The sequence below is a fragment of the Streptomyces sp. NPDC058877 genome (genome assembly GCF_042742855.1).
GTDB lineage: Bacteria > Actinomycetota > Actinomycetes > Streptomycetales > Streptomycetaceae > Streptomyces.
Genome location: NZ_JBHYMF010000113.1, coordinates 1 through 22,261, shown reverse-complemented (window position 1 = coordinate 22,261; position 22,261 = coordinate 1). Strand labels below are relative to the sequence as shown.

Here is a 22,261-nt window from a genome sequence, read left to right as displayed (position 1 = left end):
GCCGGACGTCCCGTCAACGTCGTCGTCCAACCCGGTGGTCTTCCCACGCGACACCTCCGTGATCAAGGTGTTGCGACGACCACTTGAATCCGCCCAATACGTGTCGATTCGGTATACCGACCGGCTCGCCGACATCGGCGCCTCCGCCTCCGTCGGCTCCGTCGCGGACTCGTATGACAACGCGATGGCCGAGGCGCTGAACGGGACCTTCAAGGCCGAGCTGATCGAGATGCAGGGTCCCTGGAAGGACGTCGACCAGGTCGAGCGGGCGATCTTCCAGTGGATCACCTGGTACAACGAAGAACGCCTGCACTCCGCGCTCGACTACGTGCCGCCGGCCGAGTACGAGGAAGCCTTCTGGCGCAGCCAGGAACAGACCCCGCAGTCCGCCTGAACCAATCAAGATCGGACTCTACGAAACTCGGGGCAGCTCAGGCCCGCACTCGCTTCGACGGAGAGGTGATGTCGGACTCCACAGCGCCCCGTGCTCTGATGGCGGGGGCGAGGGCGAGTTGAGCCGCGGCGGCGGCGCAGCACAGCGCGGCGCAGGCGGGCCACAGAACGGTGGATCCCGCGGCGAGCAGGCGGGTGCCGAGCAGGGGCGCGATGAGGAATCCGGTGCCCCAGGCCATGCCGAGCAGACCGTTGTAGCGGCCGCGCAGGGCGACTGGTGCGAGATCGGCGACGATTGCCGCGGTGACCGCGAACACCAGGACCTCACCGAGGCTCCACACCGCGACGGCCGCGGCGTAGGCCGCCCCTCCCGAGGCCGCGGTGACGAGGCCGTTGCCTACGGCGGCAAGGAGGAAACCGCAGGCGAGGACGCGGCTCTTGTCGTACGGGGCGAGCCGGTGGCCGATCAGGGGCTGGAGGAGGATGACGATTACGCCGTTGACCGCCATGACCGTGCCGTACACGTCGCCGGAGAGGCCGTGGCGGGCCATGGCGATCGGCAGGGTCGCGAAGGCCTGCTGGAAGACGACGGCGTACAGGACGACGACCGCGGCGAAAGCGACCATGACGCGGTCGGTGAGGACCGCCCGGTAGCCGCCCGTGGCGCGCTCGGCGGTCCGCGGCCGGGTCTCGGGCACGGCGTACCAGACGAGGAGGCCGAAGACGGCGCAGGCGGCGGCGTCTGTCCAGAAGAGCAGGTGGAAGCCCCGGGTGGCGAGGTGTCCGCCGAGGATCATCGCGGCGGAGAAGCCGAGGTTGACCGACCACAGGAGCAGACCGAAGGCGCGGGTACGGTCGGCGGCAGGCACGGCGTCGGCGACGAGCGCCTGCGCGGCGGGCCGGAACAGGTCGATGGTGACGCCGAGCGCGAACCCGGCGGTGGTCAGGGCCGTCAGCGTCTGGGCGTGGCCGAGCGCCAGCAGGCTCGCCGCGTTCGCGAGCATGCCGCCGGTGAGGGCGGCGCGGCGGCCGAACCGGTCGGTGAGGAAACCGCCCAGCGGCTGCGAGATGACCGATCCGACGCCCACGATGGTGAGGATCAGGCCCATGGTGTGCAGCGGGACGTCACGGACCTGGGTCAGGTAGAGGCTGAGGAACGGGTTGACCATGGCGCCGAGGCGGTTCACCAGGGTGCCGGTCCACAGGACCCAGAACGCGCGTGGCAATCCGCCGACACGCACCCGCGCGAGGGCGCGCAGCCGGCCGCCGGAGGGTGGGGCGGATGGTGGGATGGTGGTCAACGCTGTTCTCCGTCGATGCCGTTGGGGCGGTGGGGCTGGAAAGGACTACGGGGCGTTCGGTGCGTGGTCGCTGCGCCGGTCGCGTCACGGTCGGCGCGGCGCAGCACGTCATACGGCTGCGCAGAGCCTCATGAGGGACCGGCGAACGACGCGGCGAGCGCCCTGCGGTCGACCTTGCCGTTGCCCGTCACGGGCAGCACGTCCAGGAGACGCACCTCGGCGGGGACCATGTACGAGGGCAGGGTGCGCGCACAGAACTCCCGCAGGACGGCGGAGATGTCCTCCTGCGGGCCGACCTCGCCGGCGCTGTCCGCGCTCGACTGCCCGCCCTTGGTCACGTGCGCACCGGGCGCCGGGACGACGCAGGCGGCGAGCTGGTGCCCGCCTTCGTCCAGCGGCAGCGCGAGGACGCACACCGCCGTCGCAGCGGGGTGCTGCAGCAGTCTCCGCTCCACTTCGCCGAGTTCGACCCGGTTGCCGTTGATCTGGACCTGGGAATCCGTACGCCCGAGGAAGGCGTACGTGCCGTCCTCGCCGCGGACGGCCAGATCGCCTGTGCGCAGGACCAGTTGCCCCGACTCCGGGCACAGCGGGTCCGGGACCAGGGCGGCCCGGGTGGCTTCGGGGTCGTCCCAGTAGCCGGAGAAGAGCGCGGGACTGCGCAGATGGATCTCCCCGGGTACACCGGTCTCCTCCACGACGCGGCCCGTGCGGTCCACGAGGATCATCTCGGCGCCGGGATGCGCGATGCCGATGGACAGGCGCTCCAGATCGTCCGGGAGCGGTTCGGGGACGTCCGCGAAGGAAGCGGCCATCGATTCGGTGGCGCCGTAGCAGTTGACGATGCGCATGCCGGGGCGCAGTTCCTGAAGGTGGCGCAGCTCCGGCAGCGGGAACTCCTCGCCGCAGAACAGCACGCCGCGCAGAGCGGGGAGTTGGGCGAGGGGGCCGGGTTCGTGGCGCATGACCTGGCGCCAGACGGAGGGCACACCGTTGACCTGGGTGGCCGCGGTCTCCCGCAGGGCGCGCAGGAAGCGGCGGGGCCAGCGCACGGTCTGCTGGGGGAGCGGTACGAGCGCGGCGCCGGAGGCCAGCGCCTGTCCGATGTTCAGCAGGCAGAAGTCGAAGTGCAGCGGCGAGGTACCGGCGATCCGGTCGCCGGGTCCGCTGATGCGGTGGGCCAGCATGCCGCGGAAGAAGGCGGTGACGGCCCGGTGGCTCATCACGACGCCCTTGGGGCGCCCGGTCGTTCCGGAGGTGAAGATGATGTACGCGGGGTCGGTGACGCAGGGGGCGTGCCGCCTGCGGGGCGCGGCGGTGGGCGGCTGTTCGACCATCAGGCCGCCGGCGGCGAACCGGGCCGTGCCGAGAGCGGGGGGAAGTCCGGCGCGCGCACCGGACTTCGCCTGCAGGTGCAGGGCGGGCCGCGCGGCGTCGATGAGGGTGAGCAGGCGCTCCTGCGGGGTCGCGGGACTCACTGGCACGAAGGTCAATCCCGTACGCGAGCAAGCCAGGAGCACAGCGATGGACTCGGCGTCGGCCTCCGCCTCCAGGACGACACGGCTGCCCGGTTCGAGCCCCAGGGCGTGCAGGGCTCGCGTGTAGTCGTCTACCACCTGGGTCAGTTGGTCGTACGTCGTGACGGCGGGCGGGCCGCCGGCAACGGGCTCGATCACGGCCGGGTGGTCCGCGGTGTGTCGGGTCGGGGCCAGCAGGAGGTCGTGGAGGAACTCACCGGTGGCCTCGGCGGTGACGGCCGGCGGCTGACTCACTGACGGGTTGTCCTTTCGGTACCGGGCGGCGGGGATCGCGAGGGCGCGCCACAAAAGAGAGTGCACATTCCGTATGTCGATATTCCGTATGGCGGAATATGTATCCCGATTACGGTGGTCACGCTCTCATACGCTGACGACGGAATGCCACCCCCTGCGGGCTCGCGCGATCCGTTGAATCGTCAACTTCCGCCCCGTATGGGCTCATGGCCCTCGTGGGGTGCCGGTGGACAGCGTTCAACAAACTGTGGCATCTTGCGGGATCGAAATTGGAATACAACTTCCGTGTTACGGAATTGGAGGTAGTCAGGTCGTGGAGCCCATGGACGCCGGACCCCTTTCGCTGGGACAGCTCTCGGTCTGGCACGACATCCGCGACCTGCCCCTGTCCCGCCGCCACGAACCCAACAACGCCACGGTGTGGGAGCTCCCACCCGAGGCGGCTCCGGCTCAGGTGCGCGCCGCGCTCACCGCGCTCGCACGGCGCCATCCGTCGCTGCGCACCCGCTATGACCTGAGCGACCCGAACGCGCCTCGCCAGTGGACCCTTGAGGGGCCGGCCGACGTCGAGCTCCCCGTCGTGCACGCCGCGAACACCCCCGCCGACGAGGCGGCGCTGCGGCTCGCGAGTGAACCCTTCGACCTCGGTGGACAGGACGGCTGGCGGGCGCGACTGCTCACCGGCGGGTCCGGCCCCAGCCGGCTGGCCTTCGTCAAGCACCACATCGTGGCCGACGCCTGGGCCCAGGAAGTGCTCCGCCGCGACCTGCTGCGGGAACTGTCCGCACCGGGCAGCCTGCGCGAACCGGCGGACGGACCGGCCGAGTTGGCCGCACAACAGCACGGACCCGACGGCATGCGGCGCCGCCGCGCCGCGCTGGAGCACTGGGAGCGCCTGCTCGCACAAGCCCCGGACACCCGTCTGCCCGACACCGGCGACACCCCGGGCGAGGTAGTCCAGGCGACGCTGCGTTCAGCGCCCGCACTGGCCGCGGCCCGCACGCTCGCCGACCGGGCCCGGGTCTCCGTAGCCAGCGCCGTCCTGGCCGCTTATCTCCGTACGGTGGCCCGCCGGTTCGGCAGTGACACCCTGCTGGTGCAGCTAATGAGCGCGAACCGGTTTGCTGGCCGCTGGAAAAACCTGGTCACCTCGATGAACCAGTGGGTGCCGGCACTCGTCGACGGCACCCGCACCGAGGTCGCCGACCTCGCCCGCGCCGTGCACTGGGACGTCCTGCGAGCGGTACGCCACGGCATGCACGACGTGACCGAGGTCGCCGAGTTGCGCACCCGTACGCCTCAAGCTCCGCTGCCCGCCTGCGCGTTCAACCACGTCGCCGTCCCGTCGACCGTCGACGAACAAGAGGCGGTGCACCGGCCGGAGAGCCCCGAGAAGCCGACCGTGTCCTTCGAGACGCCCTTCACCACCATCGGACCGCGCTGCTACGCCCGCTCTCAGGAAGACGGGCGCACCCTGTCGGTGCGGCTGACCGCGCGGGACGTGGGCCGTGCGCACAGCGCCGCCCTGCTGTGGGAGATACACGACACGCTGCTGGCCGCCGCCTGAACTCCGGCCGCCCCTTAGCGATCACACCCGCCCGCCCTGCCCCAGGAGGTTCCGTGCCCGCCCGCGACCCCGGCCATCTCGTCGTCCTACACCGCTGGACTGACCACTACGCCGACTACGACCAGTACCTCGCCCGCAGCGCCCACCGCGTCAGCTACGTCACCACCGAGCAGGCCCTGCGCCATCTGCCCGTGGCGCGAGCCGCCGGGGTGGAACTGGTGGACAGCACCGAGGACACCAAGGCGGTCGCCGCGGCAGTGGACCGCCTCGCCGAACGGCACGGCAGGCCGACCCGGATCGTCGCACTCCAGGAAACCGACCTTGATACCGCGGCCGCACTGCGGGACGGCTGGGGGCTGCCCGGCCCCGGAACCGAGGAACTCGCCCCCGTACGAGACAAGTTGCTGATGGCCGAGCACCTGGAGGCGGCGGGTCTGCCCGTGCCGACGACCGCCGCCGCCGAGGACCACGTCGCCGTCGCCCGGTTCGCCGCCGCACACGGCTGGCCGCTGCTGGTCAAGCCGAGGCGCGGCACCGCGAGCGCGGACGTCACCCGTCTCGGGTCTCCGCAGGAGCTGGCCGCGTACGCTTTCCCGCCCGGCGTCGAGATGATCGTCCAGCCGTGGGTGCCGGACCGGGTGCTGCATGTCGACGGGGTGTTCAGCGGCGACGGGATCGGTCCTTGGCGCGCCTCGCGCTATCTGAATACCTGCCTGGAGTTCACCGGTGGGCAGGCACTCGGCTCGGTCGAGATCGATGACCCGGCCGCGCTGGAGCGCATCGGCGGCCTGGCCGCGTCCGCCGCGCGGGCGCTGCTCGCCCGTGACTCCGTATTCCATCTGGAGCTGTTCGAGAGCGAGGACGGCACGCTGACCGTCCTCGAACTCGGGGCGCGGCCCGGCGGCGCCGAAGTCCCGTTCGTATGGCGGGAAGTGCACGGCACCGACCTGATGGCCTACGCCTTCGCCCACCAGGCCGGACTGCCCGTGCCCGCCGCGCCGCGGCACCGGGACGACGCGGGCTCCACCGGGCGGGGCGCAGAGGTCGGCGGCTGGCTGCTCGTGCCGCCCTCGGCCCCCCTGCCCTGCCGGGTCCGCTCCGCGACGCTGCCCGACGCCCCCCTCGCGTACGCCCGGGAAATACCGCCGGCGGGCCGGTTGATGGCGGGCGGCGGTTACGAGCACTCCGGCGCACGCTTCCGCTTCCGCGGCACGCGGACCGCCGAAGTCGAGGCGGCCGTCCGTGAGACGGTCCGCACCACCGCACTGCACTGCACCCCGGTGGACCCCGCGGCGCCCGCCCGGCTCGTGGTCGTGGGCGGCGGCAACCCGCCCTACCGGCGCTACGCGTTGGCCTCACTGGCTCCGCACGTGCAGACCGCGCTCGTGCAGCCGGGCGAACCGCAGTGGCAGCGCCCCTACATAGGCGACCGCTTCCGAACGGCCGACACCTCGAACCCCGACGCCGTGACAGACGCCGTCGCTGCCCTGCTGGCCTCGGCTGACGGCCCGGCCGGCGTGCTGACCTGGGACGAGACCCTCCTGGCGACCACCGCCGAGGTGGCCCGCAGACTCCGGCTGCCCCATCTGAGCCCGCAGGCGGTGCGTCACTGCCGCGACAAACTCGCCACGCGCACGGCCCTGGCCGCGGCCGGTGTGCTCTCCGCCGGATTCCGACATGTGCACGACCGGGCCGAGGCGCTGCGGGCCGCGGACGACCTGGGGCTGCCCGCCGTGGTCAAACCTCGCGGGCTCGCCGGTTCCATCGGCGTCACCCTCGCCACCTGTGCCGAGGACGTCGGCGCCGCCTTCGAGCAGGCGACCACCTCCGCGTTCCCCGGCATCGACCGCCTCGAGGGCGTGATCGTGGAGGAGTACCTGACCGGCCCGGAGATCAGCGTGGACTGCGTCGCTGACCACGGCACGGTCCGCGTCGTCAACGTGGCCCGCAAACGTCTCGGCTTCGCCCCGTACTTCGAGGAGATCGGGCACCTGGTGGCGCCCTGGCGGGACGAACCCTGGGCGGACGACGTGGAGTCGGTGGTCGTCGCCGCGCACACCGCGCTCGGTCTGCGCACCGGTGTCACCCACAGCGAACTGCGCCTGACCCCCTCCGGCCCGCGCGTGGTCGAGATCAACGGCCGGCTCGGCGGGGACTTCATCCCGCTGCTCGGCAGGCTCGCCACCGGTGTGGATCAGGTGAGGGCCGCCGCCGACCTCGCCCTGGGCCGTACGCCCGCCGTGGTGGGTGGGCAGGACCAGTGTGCGGAGGTCCGCTTCCTCTACCCCGAACACGACGCCGTGGTGCAGGAGGTGGACCTCGCGGCGGCCGCGGCCGTCCCCGGCATCGTGGAGGCCATCGAACTCGCCCCGCCCGGCACACGGTTGCGGCTCCCGCCGCACGGCATCGTGCCGCGCCTCGCCGCGCTCATCGCGGTGGGCGACTCACCCGCGCAGTGCACCGAGGCACTGGACCGCGCACAGCGGGCCGTGCGGACCGCACTCGCGCCGCTGACCGACTGACATCCCTCCGAAGGAGCTGTGCCCGACCATGTGGATCCTGGGCGTCAACGCGCCACCGGCCGGCTGGCACGACACGGCCGCATGCCTGATCGACGGCGACGGCAGGGTTGTCGCCTTCGCCGAGGAGGAACGCCTCAACCGCCGCCGCCATTCGCTGTACCGCAAGCCCGCAGGGGCGGCCCGGATGTGTCTGGCCCAGGCCGGAATCTCCGCCGCCGACATCGACGTGGTGGCTGTGGGCTGGGACGAACGCGCCCTGTATCCGGGCCAGTTCGCCGACGAGTCCGCCTTCCTCACCTACGCCGTCGGCCTGGACTTCGGCGACCGGCTGCCCGAGGTGGTACGCGTCGACCACCACCGCGCGCACGCGGCCTCATCGTTCTACGCCTCCCCGTTCAGCAAGGCCGCCGTCCTGGTGGTCGACGGACACGGCGAGGACGAGTCGTCGAGTATCTGGACGTACCAGGACGGCCGCGAGCCGCGCCTGGAGCGGTCCTGGCAGCGCACCGCCTCCCTCGGGTACGCCTACGACGCGGCCTCCACCTGGCTCGGCTTCTCCTTCCTCAACGCCGGCAAGACCATGGGGCTCGCCGCCTACGGCCGGGCCCGCGCGCTGCCCGTCGAGAGCCTGGTGGAGATCGGCGGCGACGACTTCCGCCTGGCGGTGGAACCGCTGCCGGAGAACTCCGGGCGCGCCACCGCCGAGGAGATCAAGCAGAGTTACGAGCAGACCGTGGGCCGGTGGCGTGAGCGCTACAGCCTGCTCGCGGGCGCAGACGGCCCGAGCGTTCCCGAGGAACGACTCGCCGACGACCTGAACGCCGTGCTCGTGGCGTACACCGCGCAGCGCGTCATCGAGGAGACCGTCACCCACCTCGCCGCCCAGGCCCGCAAGGCGGCCGGAGTGGAGGAGCTGTGCATGAGCGGTGGGGTGGCCCTGAACTGCTCCACCAACGGCACGCTGCCCGGCCCGGTGTACGTGCCGCCGGTCCCGCACGACGCGGGTGTGGCACTCGGCGCGGCCTGGACCGTACGGCCGCCGGCCGCCCGCACCCAGCCACTGAGCCCCTATCTCGGCAGTGCCATCGCGGCCGGGAAGGTGACGGACGCCGACACCCAGGACCTGGTGCGCACCCCCCTGGACATCGAGCAGGTCACCGAGCTGCTGCTGCAGGGCCGCATCGGCGCCGTCGCGCAGGGGCGCGCCGAGGTCGGTCCGCGCGCGCTGTGTCGGCGGTCCATCATCGCGTTCCCCGACACCGCTGAGGTCAACACGCGGGTCAACACGGTCAAGGGCCGTGAGCAGTGGCGTCCGTTCGCCGGTGTCACCCGCGCCGACTACGGCGAGCGGCTATGGGAGCAGCAAGAGCACCTGAGCCGGTACATGCTCGGCGCGGCCCGGGTCACGGAACTCGGCCGCCAGGTCGCCCCGGGCGTGGTGCACGTCGACGGGACCACCCGTCCCCAGGTCCTGCGCGGCGACGAGGCGCCCGCCGTCGGTGCGGTGCTCGACGCACTGGCGGCCCAGGGGGCCCCGCCCGTACTTCTCAACACCTCCTTCAACGGCCGCGGCGAACCCATCGTCGACACCGCCGACCACGCCTTGGCCGCACTGCGCGCCATGGACCTGGACTTCCTCGTCCTCGACGACGCCCTCTACCGCAAGAAGGCCTCGGCAGGAGGTGCCGGCCGATGACGGCGGCGCTTCCCGGCCCAAAGCGGTTCCGGGCCTGGGGCCCCCGGCACCTGGACGAGATCGCCGACCGCTTCGGTCTGCCCGGCGAGGTCGCCGAGACGGTGCGTCGTCTCTCGCTCGTGCTGCCCTTCCGGGTCAACGAATACGTCCTGACCGAGCTCGTCGACTGGGACCGGGTCCCCGACGACCCGATCTTCCAGCTCACGTTTCCCCAGCGCGGCATGCTGACGGCCGGCGACGAGGAACAGCTCGGCAAACTGTCCGCGGACCCGGGGGACCGGCTGCTGCTGCGCGAGTACGTCAAGGAGGTCAGGTCGAGGCTCAACCCGCACCCCTCCGGCCAGCTGCAGTACAACGTGCCGCGCCTCGACGGCGCCCCCGTGCCCGGCCTGCAGCACAAGTACCGCGAAACCATCCTGTACTTCCCCGGGCAGGGGCAGACCTGCCACGCGTACTGCACGTACTGCTTCCGCTGGGCGCAGTTCGTGGGCGATGCGGATCTGAAGTTCGCGGCGCCCGACCCCGACGGGCTGCTGGCCTACCTGACGGCGCATCCGGAGGTCAGCGACGTGCTGATCACCGGCGGGGACCCGATGGTCATGACCACCGAGCGGCTGCGCAGGCACGTGGAGCCGCTGCTCGGCGTCGAGTCCGTGTCCACCGTACGGATCGGCACCAAGTCCGTGGCGTACTGGCCGCACCGGTTCACCACCGATCAGGACGCCGACGACGTGCTGCGCCTGTTCGAGCAGGTGGTGGCGGCGGGTAAACAGCTCGCCGTCATGGCCCACTTCAGCCACCCGCGCGAGCTGGAGACCACATCCGCGCGCCGGGCGCTGGCCAGGATCCGCGCGACCGGCGCCGTCGTCTACTGCCAGGCTCCGCTGATCGCCCGGGTCAACGACGACGCGGCGACGTGGAGCGAGCTGTGGCGAGCCGAACTCGCCGCGGGCGCGGTGCCGTATTACCTGTTCGTGGAGCGGGACACCGGACCGTACGAATACTTCAAGGTGCCGCTGGCCCGCGCGGTGGGCATCTTCCAGGACGCCTACCGCACACTGCCGGGACTTGCGCGCACCGTGCGCGGGCCGGTGATGTCGGCGACACCCGGCAAGGTCGTGGTGGACGGGGTGCAGGAGACGGCCCAGGGCCGGTTCTTCCAGCTGCGCATGCTGCAGGCACGCGACCCTCGGCTGGTAGGCCGCCCGTTCCGCGCCGCTTATGACCCGGATGCCGCCTGGCTCGACGAGCTGGCGATCGACCCGACCTTCGCACCCGACCTCGCGGTCGTGCTGGGCGCACACCCGTCGGAGCAAGGAGCAGCGCGATGACGCGCAGGAGCACCCACATGACCGCAATGAGCCCGGCCGCTGCTGTGACCAGCACATCGGCCGCCGCGACGGCAGGCGCTACCGGCGAGATGACAGGCGCCACCGGACAGACGGCAGGCGCGACGCCAGGCGTCACTGGTGTCGCACATGACGCCGTACATGACGGGCCGCCGACGCCGCTCGGTGATCTGCCCGAACTGGCGCCCTCATCCAACCTGGCGCTGGACCAGCTGGTCGCCGAACGGCGGGCTGCCGGCGACTCGTTGGTACACCTGGCGTTCGGCGAGGCACGGCTGCCGCTGCTGCCCGAACTCGCCGAGGCCCTCGCGGCCGGTGCCCGCCGGACCGCGTACGGACCGGTCGCAGGACGGCAGGACGCCCGCGAGGAGGTCGCCGGATACTTCGCGCGGCGCGCGCTGCCCACCGCCGCCGACCAGATCGTGCTCGCGCCCGGCAGCAAGCCACTGCTGATGGCCCTGCAGCACGCCGTGCCCGGCGACGTCCTGCTGCCCGCCCCGGCCTGGAACACCTACGCCCCGCAGGCGGGATTCGCCGACAAGCAGGCCATCGGAGTGCCGGTACCCGACATCTGCGGCGGCGTGCCCGAACCCGAGGCGCTGCGCGGGGCGATCGCCACGGCCCGCGCGACGGGGCTTGCGCCCCGCATGCTGGTGCTGACCCTGCCGGACAACCCGACCGGCACGCTCGCGCCGCCCGAGCTCGTACGGCAGTTGTGCGCGATCGCCCGAGCCGAGGACCTCCTGATCGTCTCGGACGAGATCTACCGGGACGTCCTGCACACCCCGTCGGCCACCCCCTTCCTCAGCCCCGCCGAGGTGGCGCCCGAGCGGACGGTCGTCACCACAGGTCTGTCCAAGAGCCTCGGCCTGGGCGGCTGGCGCGTCGGTGCGGCCCGCTTCCCCGCAGGCCGGCAGGGCGCGCGACTGCGGGACGGTGTGGTGGCCGTCGCCAGCGAGCTGTGGTCCTCTCTGGCCGGTCCCTTGCAAAACGTCGCCGCGTACGCCTTCGCCGAGCCGCCCGAGATCGTACGGCGCAAACGCGAGGCCGCCAGGCTGCACGGCGCGGTGGCGCGCGCCGTGCACCAGATCGCCGTGGATGCGGGCGCCGCGTGCCGACCGCCGACCGGCGCCTTCTACGTGTACCCGGACTTCGAGCCGCTTCGCGAGGAGCTGGCCGCCCGCGGAGTCACCGACTCCGCCTCCCTGGCCGGGCGGCTCCTGGACGAGTCCGGTGTCGTGGTCCTCGGCGGGCACCTTTTGGGCGACGATCCGCTCGCGCTGCGCTTCAAGGCCGCGACCAGCCTGCTGTACGGGGACACCGAGGAGCAGCAGGAGGCACTGGCCTCGGACGATCCGGTGCGGCTGCCACACCTCGCCGAGCGTCTCGCCCGCATCGCCACCGCGTTCGCCCGTCTCACGGGCCGTACCGCACCCGCGCACAGCTTCCTGGAGAACCGACGATGAAGGAGATCAGCCCCGGTCCCGCCGCATTCGGTGAACTCGCGGACGCAGCCGATCGGTTGCTGAAAGCGGTCGACGGCCTCACCGACACCGACGTGCGCGCGCCGTCCCGACTGCCCGGCTGGAGCCGGGCGCACGTGCTCAGCCACCTCGCCGCGCAGGCCCCGGCCCTGGAACGTCTGCTGACCTGGGCGCGTACCGGTGTGCGCACCGAGCAGTACACCGACCGCGCGGCCCGGGACGCCGAGATCGAGGAGGGCGCGCGGCTGCCCGCCGCGGCACTGGTCGCCCGGGTGCGGGAGAGTTCCGCGCGCTGGCAGCGCTGTGTGGAGACCCTGCCGGAGGCGGCCTGGGACGCGGTCGTCGTGCCGTTCACCGGCGAGGTGTGCACACCGCGCCGCATTCTGGTGATCCGGCTGCGTGAACTCGTCCTGCACCTCGTCGACCTGGACATCGGCCACGAGATCGCGGACATCGCGCCGACGGCCCGGGACATCGTGCTGGAGGACGTCATCGGGTACTACGGGCAGACCGCCCGGGTGCCGGCATTCACCGTGCACGACACGGACGACACAGAACTGGCCCGGTTCCAGGGCGGCGGGCCGGCGGTGTCCGGAGCGCGAGGCGACCTTCTCGCCTGGTTCAGCGGCCGCGGCAGCGGCTCGGACCTGCACGCTCCCGACGGGCTGCCGGTCCTGCCGCCCTGGATCTGACCTTTGCCCGTAAAGCTGTGCGCTCGGACCTCGGTCTCCCGGCTGGTTCGGCCCGGCTGTCCGGCGCCTGGAGCAAGGCCTCGCGGCCGTATCGACAACTGCGGCTGCTTCGGCCCGTGCGGCCCTCTGGCCCTGAAGCCCGGCATCGCACCCACCGACCATTCAAGGACTTCCAACGCCATGCCACCCGCCCTGTCCACCCACACGGGCGCCCCGCTGCCGCTCGACGGCATCCGCGCCGACCTGCTCGACTGCGTCCAGGCCAACCTGGCAGTGCTCGCCGACCACGTCCACGGTCCGGGCACCCATCTGCGTCTGGGTGCGCGCCTGAACCTTCCCGAGCGCCCGCTGCCCGATGGACTCCCCACCGCCGACGCCTCGTTGGACACCAGGCTCGCCACCGACGCCGCCCTGGTGGGTCTGCGGCCGATCCGGCGCGCCCGCCTCGCCCCGGCCGAACTGCTCGCCGAGGCCGCACGCCACCCAGGCGTCCACTACGTGGTCGCCGACAGCTTCCACCTGCCCTGGCTGCCGTACCACGGCAACGCCCACATGGAGCACAGCTTTCTGCTCACCGCGGGCCCCGACACCTGGCACGTCACGGACGCCTACCGCATCGAGACCCAATGGGGCGCGGCCGTACCGGGTGAACACGTGCTGAGCACGCAGGACTTGAGCGGCTTCGCGGACGCGGAGTTCATCAGTTTCGCTCCGGTGGACCTGGCGCCCGCCCCGCCGGCGGTGCTTCCCTACCAGCCCCAGCGCTACGTCACGAGTTACGGCCAATGGCCCGACCGCCGACGAGCCTTGGAACAACTGGCCACGGAGACCTGGCTGCTGGCGCGCTCGCGCAAACTGCACGCCGCCTACCGCGCGCAATGGGCCAGCCGAGCCGAGGAGTCCGAGGCCGAACGCGCCCATCTGGCCGCCTGGGACCGGCTGGTCGAGCACGCCTATCTCGCCCATCGCCGGGTGGCGCGCGGACGGGCCGAGCCCGCCGGGACCGTCGACCGCCTCGGCGAGCTGCTCGTCGCCGATCAGGAGGTCTTCGCGGGGACACCGGCACCGCACGCTCCGCACGAGCCCGGGGCCGCCCTCCCGGGCGGGTCGTCGACGCGCGGCCGGATCGCGGCTGTTGTAGCCGAGGTCCTGGGAGTCGCGGAGCAGTTGCTGACGGACGGGGCCGTTCTGAACTCGCTTCCCTCATTCACCTCCTTCCGCCTCGTGGAGATCATCGAGCGGATCGAGTCCGAGCTGGGCCGGGAGCTGGACGGGGACGAGCTGGACCCGGACCGGCTGCGCACCGTGGACGATCTGTGCCGCCTGGCCGGCGAACGGCTTCCGGCCGACTGAGGCTCCACTCCCGTCGCGGATCGCGGATCGCGGATCGCGGGGCGCCACGCTGCCCCCGCACCGTGCCGCTCTTCCTGTGGAGCGGTTCCAGGGCGTGTGCCGCGCACCGCGCAGACCCGCCCGGTCGTGCACCCCGTCGCGCCGTGCAGATCCACCCGTCGTACCGATACATACTGAAAGGAACCACCACTCATGGATCCCCGCTTCGCCGAGCTGTTGAGACCCTTCCTCAAGCACGCCGGGCCCGGTGAGCTCACCATCACGCCCGACACCGACCTGCGCCGTCTCGGAGTCGACTCGATGCAGGCCATCGAGCTGCTGTTCCAGATCGAGGACACCTTCGGCATCGAACTGCCCGACGAGAAGATGAACGACGCGACCTTCGCCACCGCAGGCAGCCTGTGGCGCGAGGTCGCCGCACAGCTGCCCGGGAACGCGCCCCAGGGGACGGCGTGAGCATGACGGCAACGCGCACCGAGGAGCCCGCCGTCCGCCGGCCCGAGGCCGTGGTCTCGGGTGCTGTCGACGATCTGGACGCCCGGCTCGCCGAGGTCACCGAAGTGACCGAGGCGCATCTCGCGCACACCGACCAGGACGCCGCGTTCCCGGTGGAGGCGCTCACCGCGCTGCGTCGCACGGGCCTGCTCGGACTGTTGGTGCCGACGGGGCACGGAGGACTGGGCGGCGGCGTACGCGACCTGGTCACCGCGGCCGAACGGCTCGGGCGCGCGGACATGTCCGTGGCCATGATCTTCGCGATGCACTGCCAGCAGGCGGCGGCGCTGGTGCGGTATACGGGCCCGCAGTTGGCGGCGGCGTTGCTGCCACGGGTCGCGCGAGGCGAGGTATACCTCGCCTCGGTGACGACTGAGGCCGACAAGGGCGGCCATCTGGGCACGGCCCAGGCCCAGTTGGCCGACCGAGCCGGACTGCTCGAGATCGACAGGTTCGCACCGATCGTCACCGGCGGAGCCCACGCCGACGGCTTTCTGGTCACCATGCGCGCCGCGGGGGAGGCCACCGCGCACGAGGTCTCCCTGGTCTACGCCGACCGGGAACAACTGCGTGTCGAGGGCTCGGGGGACTGGCAGCCGATGGGGATGCGGGCCAGCCACAGCGTGCCGCTGCGGCTCACCGGCCAGGTCCCGGCCCATCAGGTCATCGGCCGGCCCGGGCACTTCCACGAGATCGCGGCCGACGTGTTCGGGCCGCTTGCGCACCTCGGCTGGTCGGCGGCCTGGCTCGGTACCGCCGCGGGCGCCCTCTCGCGTGTGCTGCGGATGCTGCGCAGCCCTTCCGGGCGCGAACGGTTCGACGTGGGCTCCGAGTTGCTCCTCACCCGTCTGTCGCGGGCGCGCCAGGGCCTGGACGCGGTGCACGCGCTGCTCCAGCAGGCGCTGACGGTGGTCGAGTCCGGTACGGACCTGTCGCGGCCCGCGCCCCAACTCCTGCTCAACTCGCTCAAGGTCACAGCCTCCGAGCAGTGCCTCGCCTCGGTCGACGAACTGGTCGAGGCGGTCGGGTTGCGGCACGGCTACCTCAAGGACTCGCCGACCCGACTCGAACTCGCGCTGCGCGACCTGCGCTCGGCGTCCCTGAACTACCACAATGACCGTCTCCACCTGGCGGACGGCCGACTGGCCCTGCGCGACCAGGGAGTAACCTTTGCCTGACCGTCCCCCGCGCCTCCCGTCCAACGCGGCCACCGGCCCCGACCTGCCGCCCGACGCCACCGGAGCCGACGTCTGGGCCGCACTCGGGGCAGCCGGGCATCTCCGACGCGCCTACCGCGGCGGCGACGTCCGGGCCGGTATCGACCCCGACGGGCTCGCCGACGTGCTGGCCGCGGTCGACGCGCGCTGGTCCATCCCGGCCACGCTGTCGGTCAGTGTGCCGTTGGCCACCGGCCTGCCGGTCCTCGCCACCGGCCGTTCCGCCGCCGTGGAGCACTGCTTGGAGCGCGTCCTGAGCGGACGGGCCACCGTGGCCCTGGCCGCGACGGACGACTCGGCGGGCACGGACCTGACGGCCCTGCGCACACAGGTGATGATCGAGGAGGACTCCGTCACGGTCACCGGTACCAAGGAATGGATCACCAACTCGACCACGGCCGAGGCATTCCTCGTCCTGGCCCGCCACCGGCCCGGACGCCACTTCGCCCACTTCACCTGGGTCCTCGTCCCGGCCGACGCCCCCGGAGTGGCCGTGAAAGCGGCTCCGAGCGCCCTGTACGCCGCGTCGGGGGTGGGCCACGTGTCCTTCGACGGAGTGCGGCTGCCCCGCGAGCGAATCGTGGGCCGCGTCGGCCTCGGGCTGCCGGTGTTCGCCCGGCACATCGCCGCCGAACGGATGGCGGGGGTTCTGTGGGGCATTGCGCTGTGCCGGCGCGTCCTGGACGACACGTGGCGCAGGCTGCGCGAACGGGCACACGGCGAAGGCATGTTGGCGGATCTCGGCACCGTGCGGCAGCGCCTGGCGGCATGCCTGGTGCGATTGGAGGAACTGCGGGCGTTGGCCGACCGGTACGCGCCCGAGGTAGCCCACCAGCACGACCCGCGCGCCGCGGCCCTGCTCAAGGCGGCGGCCGGGACGACCGTGCCGTACATCCTCGGCGAGTGCGCCCAGTTGTGGGGAGCTGCGGGCTTCGCCGACGGGGGGATCCAGGAGATCCGGGCACAGGCCGCGCTGTTCGGGATCGGCGGCGGGGCCACCGAGGTCGTACGGGAAACCGTCGCCGACAACACCGAGAACCTGCTCGCCTCGCTCGGTCGCAAGGATCTGCCCTGGTGATCGGAGCACTCGAAGTCGCCGACGGCGTCTGGGTGTCGGCCGGCTCGGCACGTCCCAGCACCCACGACGGTGACCTGCGCGCGGCCGCGGTGCTGCCCGAGTGGCGGGGGGCGAGGTTTTTGCGCGGCCGCGGACTGCTGCGGTCACTCCTGCACGCCATTGCCCCGTCCCTCGCCGACGCGGACATCGTCCCGGACGGGCGCGGTCGGCCGTGCTTGAAGGATTTCCCGCATGCCGGCATCAGCGTCTCCCACAGCGGATCCACCACGGCCTGCTCCTTCACCAGGAGCGGGCGCGTCGGGGTGGACCTCCAGCATTCCGCGGAGTCGGCCGGACAGGTACTGGCCCGGCGGCTGCTGCGCACGCACGCGCCACGGGTCCTCGCACTCGGCCCCGAGCGTGCGGCACGCGAGGTGGCCTGGGTGTGGACCGCGCAGGAAGCCTGCGTGAAAGCGGCTGGCACGGGCCTGGCCGGCCGCCCCTGGGAGATCGACGTGGTACCCGGCAGCCGCACCGGCATGTGGGGCCCGTACCGCTGGATCTGTCTGCGTGACCACTCCGACATTCCGCTGAGCTGCGCCTATGTTTCGTATCTTCCCGGGGGTGTGCCCGACGACGGCGGTCTTTGCGTCGCCGTGCGGGGCGGGACCGGTGTTCCCGCGGGCGTGCAGGACGGGACCGCCGTCCGGCCGGCCAAGACATCTGCCACCCCCGCTGTGCTCCTCGGCCCTGCCGGCTCCGTCGGTCGCCCGGGCGACGCGTCGCCGTCGCGGCCCGGCCCGCTTTCCGCCTCCTCCCGAAAGGTCTGAGCTACACGTGATCCATACGGTGAACAACGCACCCCGGACGACTCTGCACGAGTGGTTCGCCCGAATTGCCGCCGCCTTTCCCGACGAGGTGGCGATCGAACTCGGCGACCAGCGGCTGACCTACCGTGAACTCGCCGAGCTCACCGACCGGTTGGCCGCTCGGCTGTGGGAGGCGGCGAACGGGCGCCCGCGCCGGGTCGGGCTGCTGGCCGCGCGCAGCCTCGTGGCCTACGCCGGGTATCTGGCCGTCCACCGCGCAGGCGCCACCGTGATCCCACTGGGTCCCGGTTTCCCAGTCGCCCGTAACACCCGGGTGGCTGCGGCCGCGGAGCTCGACCTGATCCTCACGGACGGCACCTGCGCGTACGCCACGGAGCTGCCGGCTCCCGTCGTGACCGTCACGGACGACGGGCTCCGCACGCTCGCCACCGCGCCCACCGTGCCCGCCTGCCCGTCCACCCCGGATGACCTGGCCTACCTGCTGTTCACCTCGGGATCCACCGGGACGCCGAAGGGGGTTCCGGTGCGACACCGCAACATCTGCGTGTATCTCGCGCAGGCTGTCGCGCATTTCGGTACCGGCCCGGGCGACCGGGTCTCACAGACCTTCGAGCTGACCTTCGACCCGTCGGTTCTCGACCTGTACGCGGCCTGGGGCACCGGCGCCACGCTCGTGCCCGCGTCCCGTAGGGACCTGCTGCGGCCGGTCCGCTACGCCGCGGACCGCGCGCTGACGCACTGGAACTCCGTTCCCTCCGTCATCACGCTGGCCGAACGGTTGCGTGCGCTTAGGCCGGGCAGCCTGCCGGGATTGCGCCGGAGCATGTTCTGCGGTGAGCCGTTGATGCTGCGTCAGGCGCGTGCCTGGGCCAGCGCCGCAGAGCACAGCACGATCGACAACGCCTACGGGCCGACGGAGTTGACGGTCACCTGCACGGCCCACCGGCTTCCGCACTCGGCGGCATCCTGGCCGCAGACGTCCAACGGCACGGTCCCCATCGGGACCTTCCACGCCGGCCTGGAAGCCCGGTTGGTGGACGGGGAGCTGTGCGTGCGCGGCCCACAGCGCTTCTCTGGCTACCTGGACCCCGCCGACAACGAGGGCCGCTTCCTCGCGCCCGACGGTTCCCCATGCCGCGCGGCGGAACAGCTCACCGAAGCGCACTGGTACCGGACCGGCGACCGGGTGGGTCTCCTGGCGAGCTCCGGGGAAAGCGCGAGGAACGACACGGCTTCGACGGACGGGCCGCTCGCACCGGGCATGCCCCTGGTCCACCTGGGCCGCGTGGACCAGCAGGTGCAAGTGCACGGCTACCGGGTGGAACTGGGCGAGGTCGAGGCCGCCCTGCGGGCCGCACCGGGCGTCCTGGACGCCGTGGTCGTGGCCCTGCCCACCCCGGACGGCAGCACCGAACTGGCCGCCGTCCACACCACCGTGGACGGAGCCGTGGAACACGACCCGCGCGAGGCGCTGCGCGACCGGCTGCCCCCGTACATGATCCCGGCCCGCGTCCTGGCCGTGTCGGCCCTGCCGTTGACTGCGAACGGCAAGACCGACCGCGCAGCCGTGGGCCGCCTCCTGACAGCGTGACTCTCGCGGCCGACCGAAGCGGCGGTGCACACCGCAGACGGAGTTCGGCACAGCAGCCGCAGGGCTTCGCGAAGAGAGTAATTGTCAAGAGTTGTGGTTCGGGTGACGTGTGATCAGGCAGCGGCGGCCTCCGAACGCTCGACCAGGGCGCCGTTTTCGAACATGGCGCCTGCGCGGACCAGGGCGACGAGGTGGGCTCCGGTGACCGCGCGTCAGCGGGCCTGGGCGGACTCGACGAGATTGAAGACCATCGCGAGGGCCGCGGCAGGGCTGCCGGCGCCGCGGGTGACCTTGGTGCGGAGCTTGACGGTGGAGAAGGTCGACTCAATCGGGTTCGTGGTCCGCAGGTGGATCCAGTGCTCGGCCGGGAAGTCGTAGAAAGCCAGCAGTTCCTCGGCGTCGTCGGTGATCTTCGCGACGGCCTCGGGCCACTTCGCGCCGTAGGTCTTCGCGAACGCCTCGATGGCCTTCTCGGCAGGCGTGCGGTCCTCGGCGTTGCAGATCTCCTGCATCGCCTTCGTCGCGCCCGGCTGCGCGGACTTCGGAAGGGCGTTGTAGTACCAGGACGGGGAGAACGAGAAGGCGTACACCACCCGGCAGAAGGTCATCACCAAGGGTCGGGGACGCGCACACTGCATCCGACACCTGAAGTGGCGGGACCTGGACGAAGGGCGAGCGGTCCCGCTGCCCGCCTCCATCGCAGCCCGGATCAGCGACCACGTCCGCCACTACGGCACCTACTCCGTGAAACAAGGGCCGAACCGGCTGGCGGGGGACTACCTGTTCTCCAACGTCGGACGGACCAACATCCTCCTGTACTCCCTCGTGGACCGGATGTGGTGTAAAGCGCGGAAGGAAGCCGGCCTCACCCGCACGATCACACCACACTGGCTGCGGCACTTCTTCGCCTCGGCCGGACTGTCCAAAGGTGTCCCCGTGACCGACATGGCCGAATGGCTCGGCCACCGCGACCCACGCATCACCCACGAGACCTACGCCCACGTCATGCCCGACGCACCCGAACGCCTGCGCACCCTGATGGACTCGGTCTTCACCCGGGCCACCGAACTCGCCCTCCCGCTCGAGTTCGACACGCTCGCCCCAGCGGCCTGACCCACCCACGCCGATGACGCCCGCCACTCCCTGAACGGTGGGCGGCATCGCGGCACCCTCGTGGGCCTCCCTGGTCTGTCCTCGAATGTCCCGGTTCTACGCTGCGTAGTCAGCACCGAACCAGCACGGGAGGGGAGGGGAGGGGTGCTGACATGGGCTTTCAGGTCAGCACCGAACCAGCACGGGAAAAAATACCCAGGGGTCAGAACAGGGCATTGTGTGCCATTCCTTTCGCCGCCCATGCGCGGGCTCCAGCGGCTCTTCGCGGGTTCCGCTCCCTGCCCCATGGTGCCCGTGCGGATGTTGACGGCCCGAACTGTGGTGTCCCGCCACATACACCGCTGACCTGCGCGTTCCTACGGTGTGGCGACACGTACACGTCCCCGTCACCCGCTCGGAAGTGGTGCACATGGCCGCCGCAACACACGCCCCCACGCCCTCCGGTTCGATCAAGAGGATCGTCGCCGCCAGCCTCATCGGCACCACCATCGAGTGGTACGACTTCTTCCTCTACGGCTCGGCCGCCGCCCTCGTGTTCAACACGCTGTTCTTCCCCAACGCCGACCCGTTGGTGGGCACTCTGATCGCCTTCATCACCTATGCCATCGGCTTCGCCGCCCGTCCTCTCGGAGGTGTCGTCTTCGGCCACTTCGGCGACAAGGTCGGACGCAAGAAGCTGCTGGTGATCAGCCTGCTCATGATGGGGGGCGCGACCTTCGCGATGGGCCTCTTGCCCACGTACGAGACGATAGGCATCGGAGCTCCGATCCTGTTGACCGTGCTGCGCCTCGTCCAGGGCTTCGCTCTGGGTGGTGAGTGGGGCGGGGCCGTTCTGATCGTTTCCGAGCACGGGGGAGAGAAGCACCGCGGCTTCTGGGCGTCCTGGCCGCAGGCGGGTGCTCCGGGTGGCAATCTGCTGGCCACCGGCGTGTTGGCGCTCCTGGCTGCGTTCCAGTCGGACGCGGCCTTCCAGTCCTGGGGCTGGCGCATCCCGTTCCTGCTCTCCGGCGTCCTCGTGGTGATCGGCCTGTGGATCCGGGTCTCGGTCTCCGAGTCCCCGGTCTTCCTCGCCGCCCAGGCCAAGGCCGAAGCGGCTGCCGCGCAGGGCGGCGCCAAGGACGAGGCCCCGGTCGTCGAGGTGTTCCGGCGCAGTTGGCGCGAGGTGTTGTCGGCGATCGGCACCCGCTTCGGCGAGAACATCTCGTACTACATCCTGACCTCGTTCCTGCTGGTGTACGTCACCGTGCACCTGGAGCTGCCGAAGAGCACCGCGTTGAACGCGGTCCTGATCGGTTCCGCCGTCCACTTCGTCACCATCCCCCTCTGGGGTGCACTCTCCGATCGCATCGGGCGCCGTCCGGTCACCCTGATCGGTTCCGTCGGCATGGCGGTCTGGGCGTTCGTCTTCTTCGGCCTCGTCGATTCCACGTCGTTCCCGGTGATCACCCTCGCCGTCACCGCGGGCCTGTTGTTGCACGGTGCGATGTACGGGCCGCAGGCTGCGTTCATCTCCGAGATGTTCGACACCAAGGTCCGCTACTCCGGCGCCTCGATGGGCTCCCAGCTGGCCTCCATCGTGGCCGGAGCCCTCGCCCCGATCATCGCCGTCGAGCTCCTCAAGGACTACGGGTCCGCCACCCCCGTCAGCCTCTACCTGTGTGCGGCGGCCCTGATCACCACCCTCACCGTGGTGGTCACCAGGGAGACCCGGGGGCGAGACCTCGCGCGTTCGCGGGACGAGGCGACGAGCACGACGCCCGCGGTCCCGGCGGGAGACCCGGCGTAGCGCCGTGGTCCACGCACCGCCGGTGCCCCCCCCCGACCCCGCG

Annotated in this window: 17 protein-coding genes and 1 pseudogene; 15 read left to right on the top strand and 3 right to left on the bottom strand. The window is 71.6% G+C overall.

The genetic code is table 11. From position 1 onward, the window contains the following. Positions 1-394, top strand: a 394-nt coding sequence (locus ACFW2Y_RS23825) for a transposase (RefSeq protein WP_384882731.1), incomplete at its 5' end; no start/stop codon positions are given. A 37-nt stretch (positions 395-431) separates the two neighbouring features. Here ACFW2Y_RS23825 and ACFW2Y_RS23820 read toward each other — a convergent pair. Together ACFW2Y_RS23820 and ACFW2Y_RS23815 are read right to left on the bottom strand one after the other, a co-directional pair. Next, positions 432-1,694, bottom strand: a complete 1,263-nt coding sequence (locus tag ACFW2Y_RS23820) for an MFS transporter (protein WP_384882729.1) — start codon at positions 1,692-1,694, stop codon at positions 432-434. Positions 1,695-1,822: 128 nt separating this feature from the next. Next, complete coding sequence (locus ACFW2Y_RS23815; protein ID WP_384882726.1) at positions 1,823-3,466, bottom strand: AMP-binding protein; 1,644 nt, start codon at positions 3,464-3,466, stop codon at positions 1,823-1,825. Between the two features lie 322 nt (positions 3,467-3,788). Here ACFW2Y_RS23815 and ACFW2Y_RS23810 point away from each other — a divergent pair, with 322 nt between their 5' ends. The 12 genes from ACFW2Y_RS23810 (at position 3,789) to ACFW2Y_RS23755 (ending at position 19,319) form a co-directional block, all read left to right on the top strand. After that, the gene (locus ACFW2Y_RS23810; protein ID WP_384882724.1) at positions 3,789-5,033 is read left to right on the top strand and encodes a condensation domain-containing protein; all 1,245 of its coding nucleotides are present in this window, start codon (positions 3,789-3,791) and stop codon (positions 5,031-5,033) included. Between the two features lie 53 nt (positions 5,034-5,086). Further along, positions 5,087-7,555: an ATP-grasp domain-containing protein gene (locus tag ACFW2Y_RS23805; protein WP_384882721.1), complete on the top strand. Its 2,469-nt coding sequence runs from the start codon at positions 5,087-5,089 to the stop codon at positions 7,553-7,555. 28 nt (positions 7,556-7,583) lie between these two features. Beyond that, positions 7,584-9,251, top strand: coding sequence for a carbamoyltransferase C-terminal domain-containing protein (locus ACFW2Y_RS23800; RefSeq protein ID WP_384882719.1), 1,668 nt, complete (start codon positions 7,584-7,586; stop codon positions 9,249-9,251). Beyond that, entirely contained in the window at positions 9,248-10,582 is a 1,335-nt protein-coding gene (locus ACFW2Y_RS23795; protein WP_384882717.1) for a KamA family radical SAM protein, read from the top strand. The genes ACFW2Y_RS23800 and ACFW2Y_RS23795 overlap by 4 nt, the downstream gene beginning before the upstream one ends. Next, positions 10,579-12,066 carry a pyridoxal phosphate-dependent aminotransferase gene (locus tag ACFW2Y_RS23790; RefSeq protein ID WP_384882714.1) on the top strand — a complete coding sequence of 496 codons (1,488 nt, stop codon included), beginning with the start codon at positions 10,579-10,581 and terminating at the stop codon, positions 12,064-12,066. Before ACFW2Y_RS23795 ends, ACFW2Y_RS23790 begins: the two co-directional genes overlap by 4 nt. Continuing rightward, entirely contained in the window at positions 12,063-12,776 is a 714-nt protein-coding gene (locus ACFW2Y_RS23785) for a maleylpyruvate isomerase family mycothiol-dependent enzyme (RefSeq protein WP_384882711.1), read from the top strand. The genes ACFW2Y_RS23790 and ACFW2Y_RS23785 overlap by 4 nt, the downstream gene beginning before the upstream one ends. 180 nt (positions 12,777-12,956) lie before the next feature. Next, entirely contained in the window at positions 12,957-14,129 is a 1,173-nt protein-coding gene (locus ACFW2Y_RS23780; RefSeq protein WP_384882710.1) for an acyl carrier protein, read from the top strand. Positions 14,130-14,321: 192 nt separating this feature from the next. Next, positions 14,322-14,585, top strand: a complete 264-nt coding sequence (locus ACFW2Y_RS23775) for an acyl carrier protein (protein WP_384882708.1) — start codon at positions 14,322-14,324, stop codon at positions 14,583-14,585. Between the two features lie 2 nt (positions 14,586-14,587). Next, positions 14,588-15,802 (top strand): acyl-CoA dehydrogenase family protein, encoded by a 1,215-nt coding sequence (locus tag ACFW2Y_RS23770; protein ID WP_384882737.1) that lies wholly within the window; start codon positions 14,588-14,590, stop codon positions 15,800-15,802. Further along, positions 15,795-16,919: an acyl-CoA dehydrogenase family protein gene (locus ACFW2Y_RS23765; protein WP_384882706.1), complete on the top strand. Its 1,125-nt coding sequence runs from the start codon at positions 15,795-15,797 to the stop codon at positions 16,917-16,919. The genes ACFW2Y_RS23770 and ACFW2Y_RS23765 overlap by 8 nt, the downstream gene beginning before the upstream one ends. Beyond that, positions 16,916-17,728 carry a 4'-phosphopantetheinyl transferase family protein gene (locus ACFW2Y_RS23760; protein ID WP_384882703.1) on the top strand — a complete coding sequence of 271 codons (813 nt, stop codon included), beginning with the start codon at positions 16,916-16,918 and terminating at the stop codon, positions 17,726-17,728. The genes ACFW2Y_RS23765 and ACFW2Y_RS23760 overlap by 4 nt, the downstream gene beginning before the upstream one ends. Before the next feature lie 7 nt (positions 17,729-17,735). Continuing rightward, entirely contained in the window at positions 17,736-19,319 is a 1,584-nt protein-coding gene (locus tag ACFW2Y_RS23755; protein WP_384882700.1) for an AMP-binding protein, read from the top strand. Positions 19,320-19,432: 113 nt separating this feature from the next. Here the strand turns inward: ACFW2Y_RS23755 and ACFW2Y_RS23750 are convergent. Then, a pseudogene (locus tag ACFW2Y_RS23750) lies at positions 19,433-19,870 on the bottom strand (transposase); the annotation flags it as partial. Positions 19,871-19,925: 55 nt separating this feature from the next. Here ACFW2Y_RS23750 and ACFW2Y_RS23745 point away from each other — a divergent pair. Both ACFW2Y_RS23745 and ACFW2Y_RS23740 read left to right on the top strand, forming a co-directional pair. Then, complete coding sequence (locus ACFW2Y_RS23745; RefSeq protein WP_384882734.1) at positions 19,926-20,432, top strand: tyrosine-type recombinase/integrase; 507 nt, start codon at positions 19,926-19,928, stop codon at positions 20,430-20,432. 409 nt (positions 20,433-20,841) lie between these two features. After that, positions 20,842-22,218 carry an MFS transporter gene (locus tag ACFW2Y_RS23740; protein ID WP_384882698.1) on the top strand — a complete coding sequence of 459 codons (1,377 nt, stop codon included), beginning with the start codon at positions 20,842-20,844 and terminating at the stop codon, positions 22,216-22,218. Positions 22,219-22,261: the final 43 nt, after the last annotated feature.